Here is a 17,468-nt window from a genome sequence, read left to right as displayed (position 1 = left end):
GTTTCTATTCCAGCCACTAAAGTAGGGCCATGATGAGTGTTTCGAAAGAAGATTTGCTAGCAAACTTCCGAATCCACACTGCGGTCGATCTAGATTTCGTTATTGGAGAATCCGCCGGTCTGACAGTAGGGATGCAGAGATCGAGCTCTCCCGAATTAAAGCGAAGAGTTTTGGCTGCAATCTCTTCTGTGCTTCTTGGGGTTCAATCAGTCGATGCGGCTAAAAAACGCTATGTCCCTGAAGACATATTTGAAGATCAGGAGCTCTTCCTCGGCGACGAAGTAAGTGTTTTCATCGACGATGCTCACGACGCATTGATGTCCGGAATACAATACCTTCAGAGCCTTGAAGAGCCCTCTTACGGTCGGATTGGTGCGGAGATTTCGCTATACAGAATCCCGAACATCATCAGAAGTGCCCGGCTATTGGCCAACAGAGGTTTGCTCCTAGAAGTAGTACCCCTTTTGCGCCAAGCGCTTGAAATGGTCAGTTGGGCTTATATGGCATTTAATGAAGATGACCAAAAAATCATCGACAAGTTGAAAGCTCAGCATTGTGTTGGATCATTGAAAAAAATTTACCCAAATGCAGGACGGATCTACGGCTACTTATCCCAATTCACCCATTGGGGTCGCAGTATTCATAACCATTTCATAGGCATTGAAGAGGGTAGAGGTGCAATACTGAACGCATCAGTTGAGCACAGAGCGATTTCGTTAGCCTTGTGCCTAACACTAGTCGATGTACTTTTGGAGACGCTCCGAGCCTTATACGCTAATCACTCACATGAATTGATCAGCAACGTACAAGGATGTTTAGCTTGGGAAACAGAACGTAACACATTCAAATACATAGAGAAGATATCCGTTAAATCCCAACTCTCTGAAACACGCCGAATACTAGAATTTGTTTCCTAGGATAAAATAACAGATCTGACAGTTTTCGAACCTGTTACCACTGCCAAAAGAGGACACTGCTTAAGGTACAGATATTCGGAGCCCTATATCTCCGCAGCCTCAAATCGTTCGACGACCATCAGACGAAACAAATCAGGTCAGGCCGCCACAGATCGATTAGGCGCAAACAGCTTGGCCAGGAACCCAAGGCCCAGAACAAGCGCAAGCCCGTCAAAGAAGGCCATGGTCAATACGCCAATTGCTGCAAACCCGGTATTTTCAAGAAGCGGCTCGAAGCACTGATCGTTGATTTCCATGAGCAAGCCGATGATGAGCAGATAGGCCCCGTAACGCTCGGAAAGTTCGTTCAGAATGTGCTGCTTTTCAGCCACTTCTGCGCCGTAACCACGTTTTGTGAGCATTTCTCGCATTTCGAGGAAGACCCCGAACGCAACCAGAATAACCGCAACGTCTTCTTCAAGTGTCACATCCGCATCGAAAATGCCGACTTCAAATGCAAAAGACAGGGTTGCGAAATGTGCCCAGCCGGTCATCACAACCATCGCCATGACCAGAATGGTCCAGATCGCCAGCGAGACAGGATGAGTGGTGAAAACGAAAAACAGCTTCTTCATTGTCATGCCCCCAAACATCAAACCACCCTTTTCCAGTTGGTCCGGCACAGGGCAAACTCATCACATTGATTCCTATCTGAGCGGAACCGGCCGATAAAGCAACTTTTTGAAAATCGGTTATATTTGGCGGGGAAGAATGGCGCACCCGACAGGATTCGAACCTGTGGCCTTTGCCTTCGGAGGGCAACGCTCTATCCAGCTGAGCTACGGGTGCGCAATATAGGGGGCCACGACTGGATCAAGTGGCCCGAGTGCGATGGGTGATACAGGTTTTGGCCCGAACGGGCAAGGGTTTTTGAACCCTGTCCGATCATGTCAGTATCACCGTATCGGGTTAAGGTAACCTTGCCGCCAGAACAGCGCAATCAGCTTTCAACATCACGCCGGTCATAGGGGTCGCGCACGATCCAGGTGCCGTTCCATTCACGGTCCTGTTCGCGGCGTTGCAGGCGTTCCATCCGGTTCATCATCAGCTGGGCGGCAAAGTCGCTGTCATCAAATTCCAGAACCGCCTCGTAAAGCGGTTTGGCCTGGTCAAACGCCCCTTCGCGGTAATGGGTCATCGCGGTTTCATATTTGGACCGCCAGTCGCGCCGTTCGTCGGAAAGCTGACCGCCAGGGGCAAGAACCTCGTAGAGGTAAACCACATGTTCCGTGCCCAGAAGCACCACGTGATCAAGATCGCGCATTTCAATCTCGCCCGCGGCCATATTGGCGGTTTCATGGGATGCCAGAATGCGTGTGCCATAAACCCGGTTGGCCTTTTCCAGACGGTTGGCATAGTTCACACAATCGCCAACCACCGTATAGGCCCGTGATTTATCCGTACCGATCGATCCCACAACCACCTCGCCGGTCGCAATCCCGATCCGGATATCAAGACCATGATCACCAATCAGATCGGCATATTTGGTCTTGAGCGCGTTAAAGCGCGCAACCTGTTCAAGGGCGGCCTGACAGGCATGACGGGCATGGGCATTCTCCCCGCAAAACGGCGGGCCCCAAAAACCGATCACCCGGTCACCGACGAAATTGTCGATGATGCCGCTATGGTTTGAAATCGGTTCGGTCATTGCGGTCAGATAGTCATTCAGGAAATCGACCAGTTTTTCTGGCGGCGTATGTTCGGCCAGCCAGTCAAACCCGGTCAGATTGACGACACTGACGGTCATTACACGCTTTTCGGAGTTTTCAAGCGCGGTTTCCTGATTGATCAGATTGTTGATCACCTTGGGATCAACATATTTGCCAAACCGTTCGCGCATCCGGAACCGCACCCGCAATTCGCGCGACATGCGGTTAAAGGCATCGGCAAGACGGGCGAAATCCCCCTTGCCCTTGAAATCAAGGCTGGTATCGAGCTTGCCCGACTGAATATCGTTAAGCGCATTGGTGGTTTTGCGGACGGCCACCACCACCGCATGAGCCATATAATAGGCCAGCGACACACCGATAATCACCGCGCCCAGCATCATGATGAATTCGGCCTGAATCAGGAAATCCTCGCTGCGCGAAACACTTTCGACCGTATCAGCGGCATATTTTTCAAGGCGCAAGATCTCGTTGCGCAGATCAAGGACGATATTGCGATGAAGGCCACGGACGATATTTTCCTGCCGCTGGGCATCCATAAGGTCGCCATCCCCCACCCGGCTGAGCAACCGTTCCATACCCAGTGAAAACTGCGCGGAAACATCGGCGAACTCACGCATCCGCACATCAAGATCAAGCAAGACCCCGTTTTCAAAATGGCTTGATGCCTGCGCCCGGCCAAGGGCAGCAAAGGTAAAGGTCTTGCGGAAGGCCTGCTCGATCTGGGCTTGCTTGGCCGCAATCTCGATCTCGATACCATTGAGAAGCGGCGCATGCGGTCCGTCATTTTCGACCACGCGCATATAGCGATCCAGAAGCGAAATCTGTTCAAGCTGACGGACGCGAACATCGGAAAGCGCATCCTTGACCGGTGTGACATAGCGCGACACCGCTTCAAGATCGCCATTAATGCCAAGGGACTGGATCACCGAGAAACCGGTCGCCACAAAAAGCCACACGACAAAAAAGGCCGCGACACCCAGGAACTTTGCCCGAATGGTCCTTAGCATGCCGGTCCTGATCCTCCGAAAATCCGTTTATTGCTGGCATATCGGGGTTCCAACGCGTTTAGACAACCCGCGAAATGCCCCGCAACCGATTAAAAATGCTACCTGATCACCGATCAACGGTCAAAAAGCAATCATGATTGCGTGCAGGAATAATTTTCTGCGGAAGTGCGTGCAACCCAGCGGCGGATATCCCCGATCACCACCGGCCCGTTCAGATCACGCAGCAACATGTGATATCCCGCATCATACAGGCAACGGTGATAGGACACCAATTGTGTCTGGGATAAATCACGATCAAGGGCCGCGACCGCGTCAGGCGGAATGACCTGATCCTGCTTGCCTGACAGCAACAGGGTCGGAACCCTGATGTCGCGTGCCCGCCTGCGCGCCAGATCCATCAGGTCGGCAATACCGGCAATCAGATCAACCCGAACCGCGGACATCATATAAGGATCGCGCGACAAACGGCGAAGCATCTCGATATTGTCAGATGGCCAGATATCAAGCCCCCTCCCGGTCAGGGGTAACCAGGGCAGGCTGTGCGAAATGATGGCAAGCGGGGCGGTCTGATACCAGGGCATCATGTCACGGTTCCAGACTGCGGGCGCCACAAGGATCAAACCATCCATCAGATGCCCGCGACTGGCCGCGGTCACAATGGCAACCGCACCGCCCATCGAATTCCCCAGAAGATAGATCGGCGTTTGCGGATATTTTGCCCGCAAAAGCCCCAGGGCATCGCTGGCATCATTGACCATGGTACTGATCCCCGCCCAGAACGGACGCGACGGACTGCGCCCGAAACCGCGCTGGTCAAAGGCATAAACCGCAATCCCCGCCGGGCCGATGGCATCGCCCAGCTCCATAAAGGCATTGGCGTAATCCCCCATCCCGTGCAGGGCAAGGATCACCGCATCGGGATGCTCGATATCACCCCAATGTTGCAGGGCAAGCCCGGTACCGTCACTGGTGCGAAAAACATCTGGCCCCAGCGCAGTCGTCGCAACCGGCGGACCCGCAGGTTTGATCGTCGGCGCACAGGCCGTCAGACCCGTCATCAAAAGACAGGTAGCACAGAAGCGCCAAAGCGATCGGATCATCAAGGGGAACACCAACAAAACAAACGGGTAAGCCGATTTCAAAAATCTGTTCCGACAGTTAAGGCCAAAATGAAAAACCCCGCAAGAAATTGCGGGGTTTTGTCAAAATCATGCCAGCAAGGACAGACGGCTGATGCTAATCACGCAGCCTGTCCGGCGCGGAGCTTGTCATTATCGCGGGTCAGCATCAGGAAGATGTCTTCAAGATCGCCTTCCTCGGTTGACAGATCCTTGATCGCAAGACCGCTGCCCTGAACGGCCTGAAGGATTTCGGCCATCTGGGTGTTGCTCGGGCGATAGTGAAGGGCGATCTGGTTTTCCGACTTCAGTTCTCCCCCCCACGGGGCAAAGACATCGGGCACGGCATTAAGCTCGTTATTCACCGTCAGAACCAGCGTCTTGTGATCAATCCGGCGCAGCAGGGTGCGCTTGTCTTCATGGGCAATGACATTGCCCTTGTTGATGATCGCGATTTCATCACAAAGTTCTTCGGCTTCTTCAAGGTAATGGGTGGTCAGAATGATCGTCACACCGGCCTCGTTAAGCTTTTTGACATAGGCCCAAAGCTGCTGGCGCAGTTCGATATCAACACCGGCGGTCGGTTCATCAAGAACCAGAACCGGCGGGGTATGAACCATTGCCTTGCCGACCAGAAGGCGGCGACGCATCCCGCCCGAAAGCGATCTTGCGTGCGAGTCCGCCTTGTCAGACAGGCCAAGAGCGGCCAGAATCTCGTCCGTGCGGCGTTCCGGTTTGGGCACGCCATAAAGACCTGCCTGCAATTCCATCACCTGACGCGGGGTGAAAAATGCATCAAGGTTCAGTTCCTGGGGCACGATCCCGATGGCACAGCGTGCGGCACGCATCTGGGCTTCGATATCATAGCCCCAGATTTTTGCCGTCCCGCTGGTCTTGGTGACAAGACCGGCCAGAATGTTGATAAAGGTAGATTTTCCGGCCCCGTTCGGCCCCAGAAGGGCGAAAAACGAGCCACGGGGAATTTTCAGCGAAACATTATCAAGGGCCAGTTTTTCACCATTTGACCCCTTGTAGATCTTGGTCAAGCCTTCGACTTCGATGGCATAGTCGGGCATTGCTGTCATAAGTCAGTGATCTCCACTCTTTTCCGCGTCGTCTGTTTGCGCTAAGACGATGGGGCGCCAAGCGTATGCGGAAGTATTGATTGAATATGCCCAATCGGTATCATTCCCGGGAAACCGGGGTCAATGCAAAGCACAGCACGCGGCCAATCCCGATGGTCACACAAGCCTGAAACAGGCAAACTTGGAACTGGATATATGAAGATCACCGAAGAAATCAAAGTCGGCACCCTGAATGTTGCCTGCGACGGCGGTAAAGGTCACCTCGGCCACCCGACGGTTTACCTCAATCTCGAGGACAAGGGCGAGGTGGTCTGCCCGTACTGCTCAAAAAAATATATCTTCGACAAATCCCAGGCTGATCACGCAGCACATTGATCTGCCGCACTCGTAAACGAGTACAAGCATTGCGCGGGGGCCTTTGCGCCCCTATCTGACGCAAGCTCTGCGGATTAATCATCTGTCGTCTGCCTTTGCTGCTGTGAATGCTTTCACGGCCAATTCCACGGGGAACTTCCATGACGTCTTCATCGCCTACGCTCAACAGCTACCGCGCTCTGCCGGATCCGGACGGACATTTTGGCAATTTTGGCGGCCGTTTTGTCGCCGAAACCCTGATGCCGCTGATCCTTGAGCTCGAACAGGCTTACAAAGACGCCAAAAGCGACCCTGCCTTCAAAAAGGAGATGGATTACTATCTCCGTCATTATGTTGGCCGTGCGAACCCGCTTTATTTCGCCGAACGCCTGACCGAGGAACTCGGCGGTGCAAAGATCTATTTCAAGCGCGAGGACCTCAACCATACCGGCGCGCACAAGATCAATAACTGCATCGGCCAGATCCTTTTGGCCAAGCGCATGGGCAAAACCCGCATCATCGCCGAAACCGGCGCCGGTCAGCATGGTGTTGCCACCGCGACCGTTTGCGCACGCTTTGGCCTGCCCTGCACGGTTTACATGGGTTCCAAGGATATCGAACGCCAGTCGCCCAACGTGTTCCGCATGCGTTTGCTCGGTGCTGAAGTCAAACCGGTTGTCTCGGGTTCCTGTTCGCTGAAAGACGCGATGAACGAAGCCCTTCGCGACTGGGTGACCAATGTCGAAGATACCTTCTACATCATCGGAACAGCGGCCGGTCCGCATCCCTATCCGGAACTGGTTCGTGATTTCCAGTCGGTGATTGGCAACGAAGCCAAGGAACAGATCCTTGAAGCCGAAGGCCGCCTGCCCGATCAGGTCATTGCAGCCGTTGGTGGCGGATCAAACGCCATTGGCCTGTTCCACCCGTTCCTTGATGACAAGGATGTCGAAGTGGTTGGCGTCGAAGCCGCCGGTCACGGCATTCATACCGGCAAACATGCCGCCAGCCTGTCGGCCGGCAAGCCGGGCGTTCTGCATGGCAACCGCACCTATCTTCTGATGGATGACGATGGCCAGATCAAGGAAGCCGACTCGATTTCGGCCGGTCTTGATTATCCGGGCATCGGCCCGGAACACAGCTGGCTCAAGGATATCGGGCGTGCCCGTTACGAGCCGATTGGCGACAAGGAAGCCCTTGCGGCCTTCAAACTGTGTTCGGAACTTGAAGGCATCATTCCGGCACTGGAATGCAGCCATGCCATCGCGCAGGTGATGAAAGAAGCACCGAAAATGGGCAAGGACAAAATCATCCTCATGTGTCTGAGTGGCCGGGGTGACAAGGACATCTTTACCGTGGCCGAAGCACTGGGAGTTAAATTGTGAGCGACGCTATCATCGGCGGCAAGGACCGCATCGCCAACCGTTTTGCCAAGCTCAAGGAAGAAGGCCGCGCAGGTCTTGTGACCTTTATCACCGCAGGTGATCCGGACCCGGAAGCATCGTTTGAGATCCTCAAAGCCCTGCCCGAAGCAGGTGCGGACATCATCGAACTGGGCATGCCCTTTACCGATCCGATGGCCGATGGCCCAGCGATTCAAGAGGCATCAAACCGTGCGCTGGCCGCAGGCATGCATATGCGCAAGACCCTGTCTTTGGTTCGCGGTTTCCGTGATCAGGATCATGAAACGCCGATCATTCTGATGGGCTATTACAACCCGATCTATATCTATGGGGTTGCCGAATTCCTTGAAGATGCGCGCAATGCCGGTGTTGATGGCCTGATCGTTGTTGATCTGCCGCCCGAAGAAGATGCCGAACTCTGTGTCCCGACCGTCGAGAAGGGACTTTCGTTCATTCGCCTGACCACCCCGACCTCTGATGACAAGCGTCTTCCGAAACTTGTTCAGAATACGTCGGGCTTTGTTTACTATGTCTCGGTTGCAGGCGTCACCGGTGCCGGATCGGCCAGCAATGATCAGATTATCGAAGCGATGGCACGTCTGCGCCGTCATACCGATCTTCCGATTGCGGTCGGTTTTGGCATCAAGACGGCAGAGCAGGCCGCCGATGTTGCCAAACAGGCCGATGCCGCCGTGGTCGGATCGGCAATCGTATCAAAAATTGCCGAAAGTCTTGACGAAAACGGCAAGGCCACCGATAAGACCGCCTCTATGGTTACCGGCCTTGTGCGCGAGCTTGCAAACGGGGTCAGAAACGCGCGCAAATGAGCGCGGCGTTTGTAAAAGAACCGATATAGACAGAACCAAGGATCAGTATCCGATATGTCGTGGCTGACTGAATTCGTCCGTCCAAAGATTCAGAAACTCGTTCGTCGTCCAGATGTGCCAGAGAACCTTTGGCACAAATGCAAATCGTGCGAACAGATGATCTTTCACCGTGATCTGGCAAAGAACAATCATGTTTGCCAGCATTGCGGACATCACATGCGGATTTCCGCCAAGGACCGTCTTGAGCTCCTGTTTGATGGTGGCAAATACCAGACCATCGAACTGCCGAATGTTCCGGTCGATCCGCTGAAATTCCGCGATCAGAAAAAATACACCGAACGCCTCAAAGCCGCACAGGCCAAAGCAACCTACAAGGATGCGCTGGCGGTGGCCCATGGCGAGGTCGGTGGTCATCCGACCGTCATTGCCGTTTTCGACTTCTCCTTCATGGGCGGGTCGATGGGCATCGCGGTTGGCGAAGGCATTGTTGCTGCGGCCGAACTGGCAACGGTTCAGGATGCGGCACTGATCATCGTTCCGGCATCGGGCGGTGCCCGTATGCAGGAAGGCATTCTCAGCCTGATGCAGATGGCGCGTACCACGGCCGCGATCGAAAAGGTCAAGGAAAAGGGCCTGCCCTATTTCGTGCTCCTGACCGATCCGACCACCGGTGGCGTTTCGGCATCCTTTGCGATGCTGGGCGATATCCAGATTGCCGAACCGGGCGCACAGATCGGCTTTGCCGGTCGCCGCGTGATCGAAAGCACCATCCGCGAAAAGCTGCCCGATGATTTCCAGACTGCCGAATATCTTCTGGAACACGGCATGGTTGATATGGTTGTCCCGCGTAATGAACTCAACGCGACCTTTGGCCGTCTGATCGACATGATCCGCCGCACCAAACCGGGTGCAAGTATCGTTCCGATCAAGGATGCCAAAGGCAAGGCTTCCAAATCCAAGACCCCGAGTGCGGATAAGTAACTTGGCCCGAAGCGACGCAATTCTTGCTCGCCTTGGCAAGCTGCACCCGAAAGTCATTGATCTTTCGCTAGGGCGGATTACCCGGCTTCTTGAAAAGCTGGGTAATCCGCATCTTTCGTTGCCGCCGGTAATCCATCTGGCGGGCACCAACGGCAAGGGCTCCACCCAGGCATATCTGCGCGCCATCTATGAGGCCGCCGGATTGCGGGTGCATTGTTCGACATCCCCGCATCTTGTGCGGTTTCATGAACGCATCACCCTTGCCGGTGAAATGATTTCCGAAGACGCCCTTTGCGACCTGCTTGAAGAAGTCGAGACGGTCAATAACGGCGAATCCATCACATTTTTCGAAATCACACAGGCCGCAGCCTTTCTCGCCTTTGCGCGGGTTCCGGCCGATGTGCTCATCCTTGAAACCGGGCTGGGCGGGCGTGTTGATGCATCGAACGTGATTGATAAACCGGCGGCAACCGTGATCACCCCGATCTCGCTTGATCATCAGGGCTTCCTTGGCGACACCATCGCCAAGATCGCCTTTGAAAAGGCCGGGATCATGAAACCGGGCGTGATCAGCATTCTTGCCCCGCAGATGCTTGAAGCCTTTAACACGCTTGTCACCCGTGCCAACGCGATCAATGCCCCGGTATTTTGCGACTTTGAAGTTTCAGAGGAACGCGAAGACGGCTTTACCATGCGCATTGGCACCACTCACATTGATCTGCCGCTTCCGGCTCTTCCCGGGCGGCATCAGTTTGTGAATGCGGCCACCGCCATCGCGACCGTCCGCCGGGCCAAAATTCCCGGCTGTGATGGCCGGAATGTCGATATCCTTGCCACGGGCCTTAAAAACGCCAGATGGCCTGCACGGCTTCAAAAGCTAACCTCAGGGCCGCTTTTTGATCTTCTGCCCGATGGCTGTGAGCTTATTCTGGATGGTGGCCACAATATTGCTGCTGCCGGGGTGATTGCTGACTGGCTGTCGCGGCAGGAAGATGGCGATACGGTCGTCATGATGGGCATGCTTGATAACCGCGATGCCACGGCGTTCCTTGAACCACTTGCGGACCGGATTACCGCCCTTGCAGGTGTTCCGATCCCCGGCGAACATCAGGCACATCTGCCCGTAACCCTGCGCGATGCGGCAATGTCATGCGGGATCAAATCCGCCTATGCCTGTGATGATTTCAAGGATGCGGTGTCCGCCTTGCTCACCGCCTGCCCCCGGCCGAAACGGGTTTTGATCCTTGGATCGCTGTATCTGGCCGGTTTGATTCTGGAAAATCATTCCTGATCAGGAATATGTAAGAATTTTCTTAATCAATCTGTCAATATCACCGTCCAACATCAAGTGACCAGCCGATTCAAGGATGATTGCATCCGCCGATGGCAGATGGTCGAGATAGGCCTGAAAATGCTCAAAACCGACGATGCGGTCATCCCGGCTGTGACAGAAATGTATTAATTTACAGTCTTCTAAAGTACGAACTTCATCTTCTGTCAAAGTGAATTCGTCTATTTCCCAGTCTGTTAGCCCCCAAAATGGTGATGCCACAATGAAAACGGCCGACAGGCTCTTGTTTTCACGCCAGATATCAGGGTTCCGCGCCAGATATTGCAAGATCACCGACCCGCCCAACGAATGTCCGACCAGAACAGCTCCTTTGCTCGCCTTTGAAACCACCCGATCAACCCCCGAAAGCCAGGCGTCAATGTCGGGACGTTCCGGATCGGGCATATCGGGGGCAATCAGATCAAATCTGGTCCCCAGCCGGGATGTCAGGCGTTCAATCAGTCTGCTACTGCCATTGTCATCGCCTTGCGGCCCGGCACTATGAATGAAAATCAGATCGCGGCGCATCACGCTATCCTCGCCTTGTTCCGGTTCAAAGGGGGACGGATTTAGATGGTCTTGCCAGACAGTCTGGTCAAATGGTCTGGTAAATTGTTCTGGTCGACTAGATATCGGGCAGCTGGACCTTGCCGCTGCGTGGCCCGCCATCACCACCGCCGCCATCCGTCCGGCGAAGGCGCAGGTTTCCGGCCTTGTGAACGCGGCGACGATCATCCTTCACCGGCGGCGGAAGACCATTGCGATCCCCCGATCCCGTATTGTCCGATGAATTGGCAAGACCGCCATATTTGGCGCTATCACGCTTGACCTTCTGGCCTGTGACCCAGGTATAGCCAAGGACATAAAGCAGAAATCCGCCAACCCCGATGGTCAGTGTCAGGAATTGCAGGACCGGAATGAAACTGCCAAATACCTGACCGCCGCCATAAATCATGAAGATACAAAGAGCGGCAACCGGTGCCAGGGCCAAAAAGAAGATGCTGCGCACCTTGTGGCGGATCGGCCCGTAATGCATCAGCATCGCATAAAACAGATACATCAGGGCGACAAACACCACCAGTTTGATCAGCAAGATGAAGTGATCAAAATTGGCAAGCCGTTGATTGCGTTCGTAAATCCCGAAAACAGTGAACAGGCCATGGACGATCAGACCGAAACTGCCAAAGGTCAGAATAAAGCGCAGCCAGACACTGGCGCGAAAAAAGCTGCGCCATCCTGTGTCACTCGGGTTCTTGCCACGGCGACCTGATTTGCTTTTTTTGCCTTTCCGGCTGGCGAGCTTCATGTCTTCTGAAAGCTCGCGCGCCGGACCCGCAGTTTCCACGCCAATGCCCTTGGGGCTGAATATCGGCTTCTCTGTTTTCCGGGCCACGCACCCGTTCTCCCATGTCCCTTGGGATTAACTTATTTGCTACCATAGCAATCCCGAACAAAAGTGATAAGCACAAACAGACAACCTGAAATAAATCTTCGGGAATCCGTGTGTTACCTTATATATTTCGGGTCCGGAACATTATCAAATTCCGCAAACAATCATCATACAAATATGCTGACAAAAACTGTCAGCAGGTCGGGTCTTTTTGGGTCATCAGGTCAGGCTATACTCGACTTGGCTGTCCGGATCGGGCATTCTGCGGACCATCATTTTCCCTCAAGACAAGAGCACGAAACGCATGACTGATTCTGCCCCGTCCAACACCAATACCTCTGCCGGCTCCCCACCGCGCCGCGTCGTACTGGTTGACGGTTCCGGCTTTATTTTCCGCGCTTTCCATGCCCTGCCGCCGATGACCAGTCCCGATGGCACCCCGGTCAATGCGGTTTACGGCTTTTGCACCATGCTGATGAAGCTGCGCGAAGATACCAAGCCCGACCATATGGCAGTCATTTTTGACACCAAGGGCAAGTCATTCCGCAATGATTTCTATCCGGATTACAAGGCACACCGTCCGCCGCCCCCCGAAGAACTGATTCCCCAATTTGGTCTGATCCGCGATGCGACGCGCGCCTTTAACCTGCCGTCAATCGAGCTCGAAGGATATGAGGCCGACGATCTGATCGCCACCTATGCCCGTCAGGCCGAAGCACAGGGTTCTGACGTGATTATCGTGTCTTCGGACAAGGACCTCATGCAGCTTGTCACCGACCGGGTGCAAATGTTTGATGCGATGAAGAATCGCACCATCGGCGCTGCTGAAGTGATGGAAAAATTCGGCTGTGCACCGGACAAGGTCATTGATATTCAGGCCCTTGCTGGCGATTCCGTCGATAACGTGCCGGGTGTCCCGGGGATTGGCGTTAAAACCGCCGCCCAACTTATTGATGAATATGGCGATCTCGATTCTCTACTGGAACGCGCAGGCGAAATCAAACAGCCCAAGCGCCGCGAAAAGCTGATCGAGAATGCCGAACTGGCCCGTATTTCACGTGATCTGGTCACCCTCAAAACCGATGTGCCGGTGGTTGAGGACCTTGATGATTTCGATCTCAAAGAACCCGATCCGGAAGTTCTTTTAAGCTTCATCGCAAGTCACGGCTTTAAATCACTTCTTTCTAAAGTAAAAGCCAAGTTCGGCGGCGATGTTGAATTTGACAGCCCGACCCAGCCCGGCATTGGTGTCAATGATATCAAGGTCGAAAAGGCCGAATATGAACTGGTGCAGGATGAAGAACGCCTAAAACATTGGATTTCAAAGGCCGAGTATCTTGGCACCGTGGCGGTTGATACCGAAACCACGTCCCTTGATGCCCATCAGGCAAAACTGGTCGGCGTGTCGCTTTCGACCGAGCCGGGCAATGGTTGCTATATCCCGCTTGGCCATGTCAGCGGCGAAGCCCAGGGCGGCTTTGACTTTGGCGACAATCCGTCTGAGAACAAGGGCGCACCCAAGCAGATCAGGCTTGAACGCGCGATCGAGCTTCTCAAACCGCTTCTTGAAGATCCGGGTGTGCTCAAGGTCGGTCAGAACCTGAAATACGATATGATCGTTCTGGCCCTTCACGGCATCAATGTCGCACCGATGGATGACACCATGGTGCTGTCCTATGTGCTGGACGGCACCAGCCACGGGCATGGCATGGATGAACTGGCCGAACTGCATCTTGATTACAAGCCGATCAAGTTTTCAGACGTTTGCGGATCGGGCAAAACCCAGATCACCTTTGATCAGGTCCCGCTCGACAAGGCGCTCGATTACGCCGCGGAGGATGCCGACATTACGCTCCGCCTGCATCGTTTGCTCAAACCGCGGATCGCACAGGAACATATGGCCAAGGTCTATGAGACGCTTGACCGTCCGTTGGTGCCGGTTCTGGCCAAAATGGAAAGCCTTGGCGTCAAGGTCGATGCCGAAATCCTCAAAAACCTGTCCGAGGACTTTGCCAAACGCATGGCAAGCCTTGAGGTGACCATTCATGAACTGGCTGGCGAGCCGTTCAATCTTGGCAGCCCCAAGCAGCTTGGCGAAATCCTGTTTGACAAAATGAGCCTTCCGGGCGGCAAAAAGACCAAAACCGGCGCATGGCAAACCGGTGCCGACGTGCTGGAGGGACTGGCAGCCCTTGGTCATGATCTTCCGGCCAGGCTTTTGGAATGGCGTCAGCTTTCCAAGCTCAAAAGCACCTATACCGACGCCCTAGCCCATCATATCAATCCGAAAACCGGGCGCGTTCACACCAGTTACGGTCAGACCAACGTCAATACCGGGCGTTTGTCATCCAACGATCCGAACCTGCAAAACATCCCGATCCGCAGCGAAGAAGGCCGGAAAATCCGCACCGCCTTTATCGCCGAGCCGGGGCACAAGCTTATTTCTGCCGACTATTCGCAGATCGAGCTGCGCCTTCTGGCCCATGTCGCCGAAATCGAAGCGCTTCGCGAAGCCTTCAAAAATGGCGAGGATATCCACGCGGCAACCGCGTCCAAGGTCTTTGGCGTGCCGATAGAAGGCATGGACCCGATGGTCCGTCGCAAGGCAAAGGCGATCAACTTTGGCATCATTTACGGCATCTCGGCCTTTGGTCTGGCCAATCAGCTTGGCATTCCGCAAAAAGAAGCCAAGGCCTTTATCGATGCCTATTTCGAGATTTATCCGGGCATCCGCACCTATATGGACGAGGCCAAGGCATTCGCCACCAAACACGGCTTTGTCCGTACGCTGTTTGGTCGCCATATCCATATCAGCGGCATCAATGACAAGAACGGCATGCGCCGAAGCTTTGGTGAACGCGCTGCCATCAATGCCCCGATCCAGGGCGGGGCTGCCGATATCATCAAACGCGCAATGATCGCGGTTCCCGGCGCACTTGTCGATGCCGGGCTCAAGACCCGCATGCTGTTGCAAGTCCACGATGAATTGATCTTTGAAGCCCCGGAAGACGAGGCCGAAAAAGCCATCAGGGTCATCCGTGACGTCATGGAAAATGCCGCCCATCTTTCTGTCCCGCTGATCGCCGATGCCGGCATTGGCGACAGCTGGGCCGATGCGCATTAATCTGTCCACACACAGATCAGAACCCAAACAAAAAGGCCGGGCAATATGCCCGGCCTTTTCTAGATGCGCCTGTTTGTTTCCCGGGCCTAAAGACCCAGCACTTCACGCATGGAATAAAGGCCCGGTGCCTTGCCTTCGGCCCATTTGGCGGCACGAACCGCGCCCTTGGCAAAGACTTCGCGTGAGGATGCCTTATGGGTGATCTCGATCCGCTCGCCTTCGCAGGCAAAGACAACCGTGTGATCGCCGACCACATCGCCGCCACGCAGCGTTGCAAAGCCAATGGTGCCGTCTTCGCGCGCACCGGTAAAGCCGTCACGGCTGCGCACGGCGACATCGTCAAGATTAACGCCCCGGCCCTTGGCCGCTGCTTCACCAAGACCCAAGGCCGTGCCGGACGGAGCATCGACCTTGTGTTTATGGTGCATTTCAACGATTTCGATATCAGCAACATCCTTATCAAGGATGCTGGCAACCTTTTCGACCAGCGCAAAGGCCAGATTAACCCCGACACTCATATTCGGGGCAAAGATGATCGGGGCCTTTTGGGCGGCGACCTTCAGTTCGTCTTTCTGATCGCCCGAAAGTCCGGTGGTGCCAATCACAAGGATCGTGCCTGTTTCGGCAGCCAGTTGCGCATGTTTCATGGTGGCAGCCGGTGCGGTGAAATCAATCACCGCATCAACGGCTTCGAACAATGCCTTGGCATCATCGCCGACCAGAACGCCGCTTTCTTCAAGACCGGCAATCAGGGTGATGTCCTTGCCGACGAACGGGCTTCCGGGCAGATCGGTGCCACCGCCAACCTCAAGGCCCTTGGTCCGGGCGGTTTCATTCACCAGCATCCGCCCCATACGGCCCGCACAACCAACAATCCCGATCTTCATTTCCGGTCTCCTAGTCACAAAGCTTGCAATTCATGCCCCTGCTTTAGCACAAGCCCCGGGTCGCGCAAAACAAAACCCCCGGCGGGTCTGCCGGGGGTCCTGAATTTCAGGTGGAAAAACGACAACAGGACCTAGTCGGTCAGGTCTTTCCAGATTTCCTTCATCTTGGAAAAGAAGCCTTCGCTTTCCGGGCTTGAGCCTTCTTCACGGGAAATCTCGTCGAATTCCTCAAGCAGTTCTTTCTGACGTTCTGTCAGATTGACCGGCGTTTCGACACTGATTTCAACAAACATGTCACCACGGGCCTGCGACCGCAGGATGGTCATGCCCTTGCCGCGCAGACGAAGCTGCTGGCCCGATTGCGTCCCGGCCGGGATATTGATCCGGGTGCGCGTGCCCTCGATCGTCGGAACTTCAATGGTTCCGCCAAGCGCGGCCTTGCTCATCGGGATCGGGATCCGGCAATAGAGGTTCGCACTTTCGCGCTGGAAGAAGCGATGATGGGCGATATCAAGGAAGATATAGAGATCCCCCGGAGGTGCCCCGTTGGTCCCTGCTTCGCCTTCGCCTGCCAGACGGATACGTGTGCCATCCTCGACACCGGCCGGAATGGTAACCTGAAGGGTCTTTTCCTTTTCGACGCGACCAACACCGTGACAGGATTTGCACGGATTCTTGATGATCTTGCCTTTGCCATGACAGCTCGGGCAGGTGCGTTCGATGGTAAAGAAGCCCTGCTGCGCGCGGACCTTGCCATGACCATTACAGGTCGGGCAATTGACCGGCTGTGATCCTGCTTCGGCACCGGTGCCGTCACATTCTTCACAGGATACAGATCCGGGAATGGTGATCTCGGCCTTTTTGCCTTCGAACGCTTCTTCGAGCGTGATCGCCATATTATAGCGCAGGTCCGCCCCGCGCGACGATCCGCCACCGCGACGTCCGCCGCCCATGGCCCCAAAGATCTCGTCAAAGACGTCGGCAAAACCGCCGCCACCGAAACCACCACCAAAGCCGCCACCGCCACCGGGGCCGCCCTGTTCAAAGGCTGCGTGACCGAAACGGTCATAGGCTGCACGTTTTTCGTCGTCCTTGAGGACTTCGTAGGCTTCGTTGACCTGTTTGAATTTTACTTCGGCTTCGGCATCGCCCGGGTTCTTGTCCGGGTGATACTGCATCGCTTTTTTACGATAGGCGCTTTTCAGCTCGGCTGCGCTCGCCCCTTTGGCGACACCCAACAGCTCGTAAAAATCTTCTTTCGCCATCTGTAACTCCGAAATACGGTCGGGCCGTTCCCGCAATCCTTTGCGTCCGGAACGGCCCGATTTTTCTTTAC

At 54.7% G+C, this 17,468-nt stretch carries 15 protein-coding genes and 1 tRNA gene; 7 read left to right on the top strand and 9 right to left on the bottom strand.

What is annotated here, in order from left to right:
• Positions 1 to 29: 29 nt before the first annotated feature.
• Entirely contained in the window at positions 30 to 917 is an 888-nt protein-coding gene (locus WA318_RS02345) for a hypothetical protein (RefSeq protein WP_336079828.1), read from the top strand.
• Between the two features lie 137 nt (positions 918 to 1,054).
• Here the strand turns inward: WA318_RS02345 and WA318_RS02340 are convergent, their stop codons facing one another.
• The 5 genes from WA318_RS02340 to WA318_RS02320 form a co-directional block, all read right to left on the bottom strand.
• Positions 1,055 to 1,531: a hypothetical protein gene (locus WA318_RS02340; RefSeq protein WP_336079826.1), complete on the bottom strand. Its 477-nt coding sequence runs from the start codon at positions 1,529 to 1,531 to the stop codon at positions 1,055 to 1,057.
• 137 nt (positions 1,532 to 1,668) lie between these two features.
• Positions 1,669 to 1,745 (bottom strand) — tRNA-Arg (locus tag WA318_RS02335).
• A 151-nt stretch (positions 1,746 to 1,896) separates the two neighbouring features.
• Positions 1,897 to 3,633 (bottom strand): adenylate/guanylate cyclase domain-containing protein, encoded by a 1,737-nt coding sequence (locus tag WA318_RS02330; RefSeq protein ID WP_336079824.1) that lies wholly within the window; start codon positions 3,631 to 3,633, stop codon positions 1,897 to 1,899.
• Between the two features lie 131 nt (positions 3,634 to 3,764).
• Positions 3,765 to 4,733 (bottom strand): alpha/beta hydrolase, encoded by a 969-nt coding sequence (locus tag WA318_RS02325; protein WP_336079822.1) that lies wholly within the window; start codon positions 4,731 to 4,733, stop codon positions 3,765 to 3,767.
• Positions 4,734 to 4,873: 140 nt separating this feature from the next.
• The gene (locus WA318_RS02320; protein ID WP_114096479.1) at positions 4,874 to 5,836 is read right to left on the bottom strand and encodes an ABC transporter ATP-binding protein; all 963 of its coding nucleotides are present in this window, start codon (positions 5,834 to 5,836) and stop codon (positions 4,874 to 4,876) included.
• Positions 5,837 to 6,031: 195 nt separating this feature from the next.
• On the opposite strand from WA318_RS02320, the gene WA318_RS02315 reads away from it, so the two are divergent.
• The 5 genes from WA318_RS02315 to WA318_RS02295 all read left to right on the top strand — a co-directional run bounded on the left by WA318_RS02315 (position 6,032) and on the right by WA318_RS02295 (position 10,692).
• The gene (locus WA318_RS02315) at positions 6,032 to 6,211 is read left to right on the top strand and encodes a zinc-finger domain-containing protein (RefSeq protein WP_101247009.1); all 180 of its coding nucleotides are present in this window, start codon (positions 6,032 to 6,034) and stop codon (positions 6,209 to 6,211) included.
• Between the two features lie 140 nt (positions 6,212 to 6,351).
• Entirely contained in the window at positions 6,352 to 7,575 is a 1,224-nt protein-coding gene (trpB, locus tag WA318_RS02310) for a tryptophan synthase subunit beta (protein WP_114096478.1), read from the top strand.
• Entirely contained in the window at positions 7,572 to 8,420 is an 849-nt protein-coding gene (gene trpA / locus WA318_RS02305; RefSeq protein ID WP_336079818.1) for a tryptophan synthase subunit alpha, read from the top strand. The genes trpB and trpA overlap by 4 nt, the downstream gene beginning before the upstream one ends.
• 54 nt (positions 8,421 to 8,474) lie before the next feature.
• The gene (gene accD, locus WA318_RS02300; RefSeq protein ID WP_114096476.1) at positions 8,475 to 9,401 is read left to right on the top strand and encodes an acetyl-CoA carboxylase, carboxyltransferase subunit beta; all 927 of its coding nucleotides are present in this window, start codon (positions 8,475 to 8,477) and stop codon (positions 9,399 to 9,401) included.
• 1 nt (position 9,402) lies between these two features.
• Complete coding sequence (locus WA318_RS02295; RefSeq protein ID WP_336079815.1) at positions 9,403 to 10,692, top strand: bifunctional folylpolyglutamate synthase/dihydrofolate synthase; 1,290 nt, start codon at positions 9,403 to 9,405, stop codon at positions 10,690 to 10,692.
• Here the strand turns inward: WA318_RS02295 and WA318_RS02290 are convergent, their stop codons facing one another.
• Positions 10,693 to 11,259: an alpha/beta fold hydrolase gene (locus WA318_RS02290; RefSeq protein ID WP_336079814.1), complete on the bottom strand. Its 567-nt coding sequence runs from the start codon at positions 11,257 to 11,259 to the stop codon at positions 10,693 to 10,695.
• A gap of 97 nt (positions 11,260 to 11,356) precedes the next feature.
• Positions 11,357 to 12,124, bottom strand: a complete 768-nt coding sequence (locus tag WA318_RS02285) for a hypothetical protein (RefSeq protein WP_336079812.1) — start codon at positions 12,122 to 12,124, stop codon at positions 11,357 to 11,359.
• Between the two features lie 301 nt (positions 12,125 to 12,425).
• Between WA318_RS02285 and polA the strand changes: the two genes are divergently transcribed.
• Entirely contained in the window at positions 12,426 to 15,245 is a 2,820-nt protein-coding gene (polA, locus tag WA318_RS02280) for a DNA polymerase I (RefSeq protein WP_336079810.1), read from the top strand.
• A gap of 86 nt (positions 15,246 to 15,331) precedes the next feature.
• Here the strand turns inward: polA and dapB are convergent, their stop codons facing one another.
• Positions 15,332 to 16,132, bottom strand: a complete 801-nt coding sequence (gene dapB / locus WA318_RS02275) for a 4-hydroxy-tetrahydrodipicolinate reductase (RefSeq protein ID WP_114096471.1) — start codon at positions 16,130 to 16,132, stop codon at positions 15,332 to 15,334.
• Positions 16,133 to 16,263: 131 nt separating this feature from the next.
• Positions 16,264 to 17,397: a molecular chaperone DnaJ gene (gene dnaJ, locus WA318_RS02270; protein ID WP_114096470.1), complete on the bottom strand. Its 1,134-nt coding sequence runs from the start codon at positions 17,395 to 17,397 to the stop codon at positions 16,264 to 16,266.
• Positions 17,398 to 17,468: the final 71 nt, after the last annotated feature.

It is taken from the genome of Thalassospira sp. CH_XMU1448-2, assembly GCF_037027285.1.
Taxonomy (GTDB): Bacteria; Pseudomonadota; Alphaproteobacteria; order Rhodospirillales; family Thalassospiraceae; genus Thalassospira; species Thalassospira profundimaris_C.
Note: the sequence above shows the minus strand (reverse complement) of the source record. Positions and strands in the feature narration are given on the sequence as shown.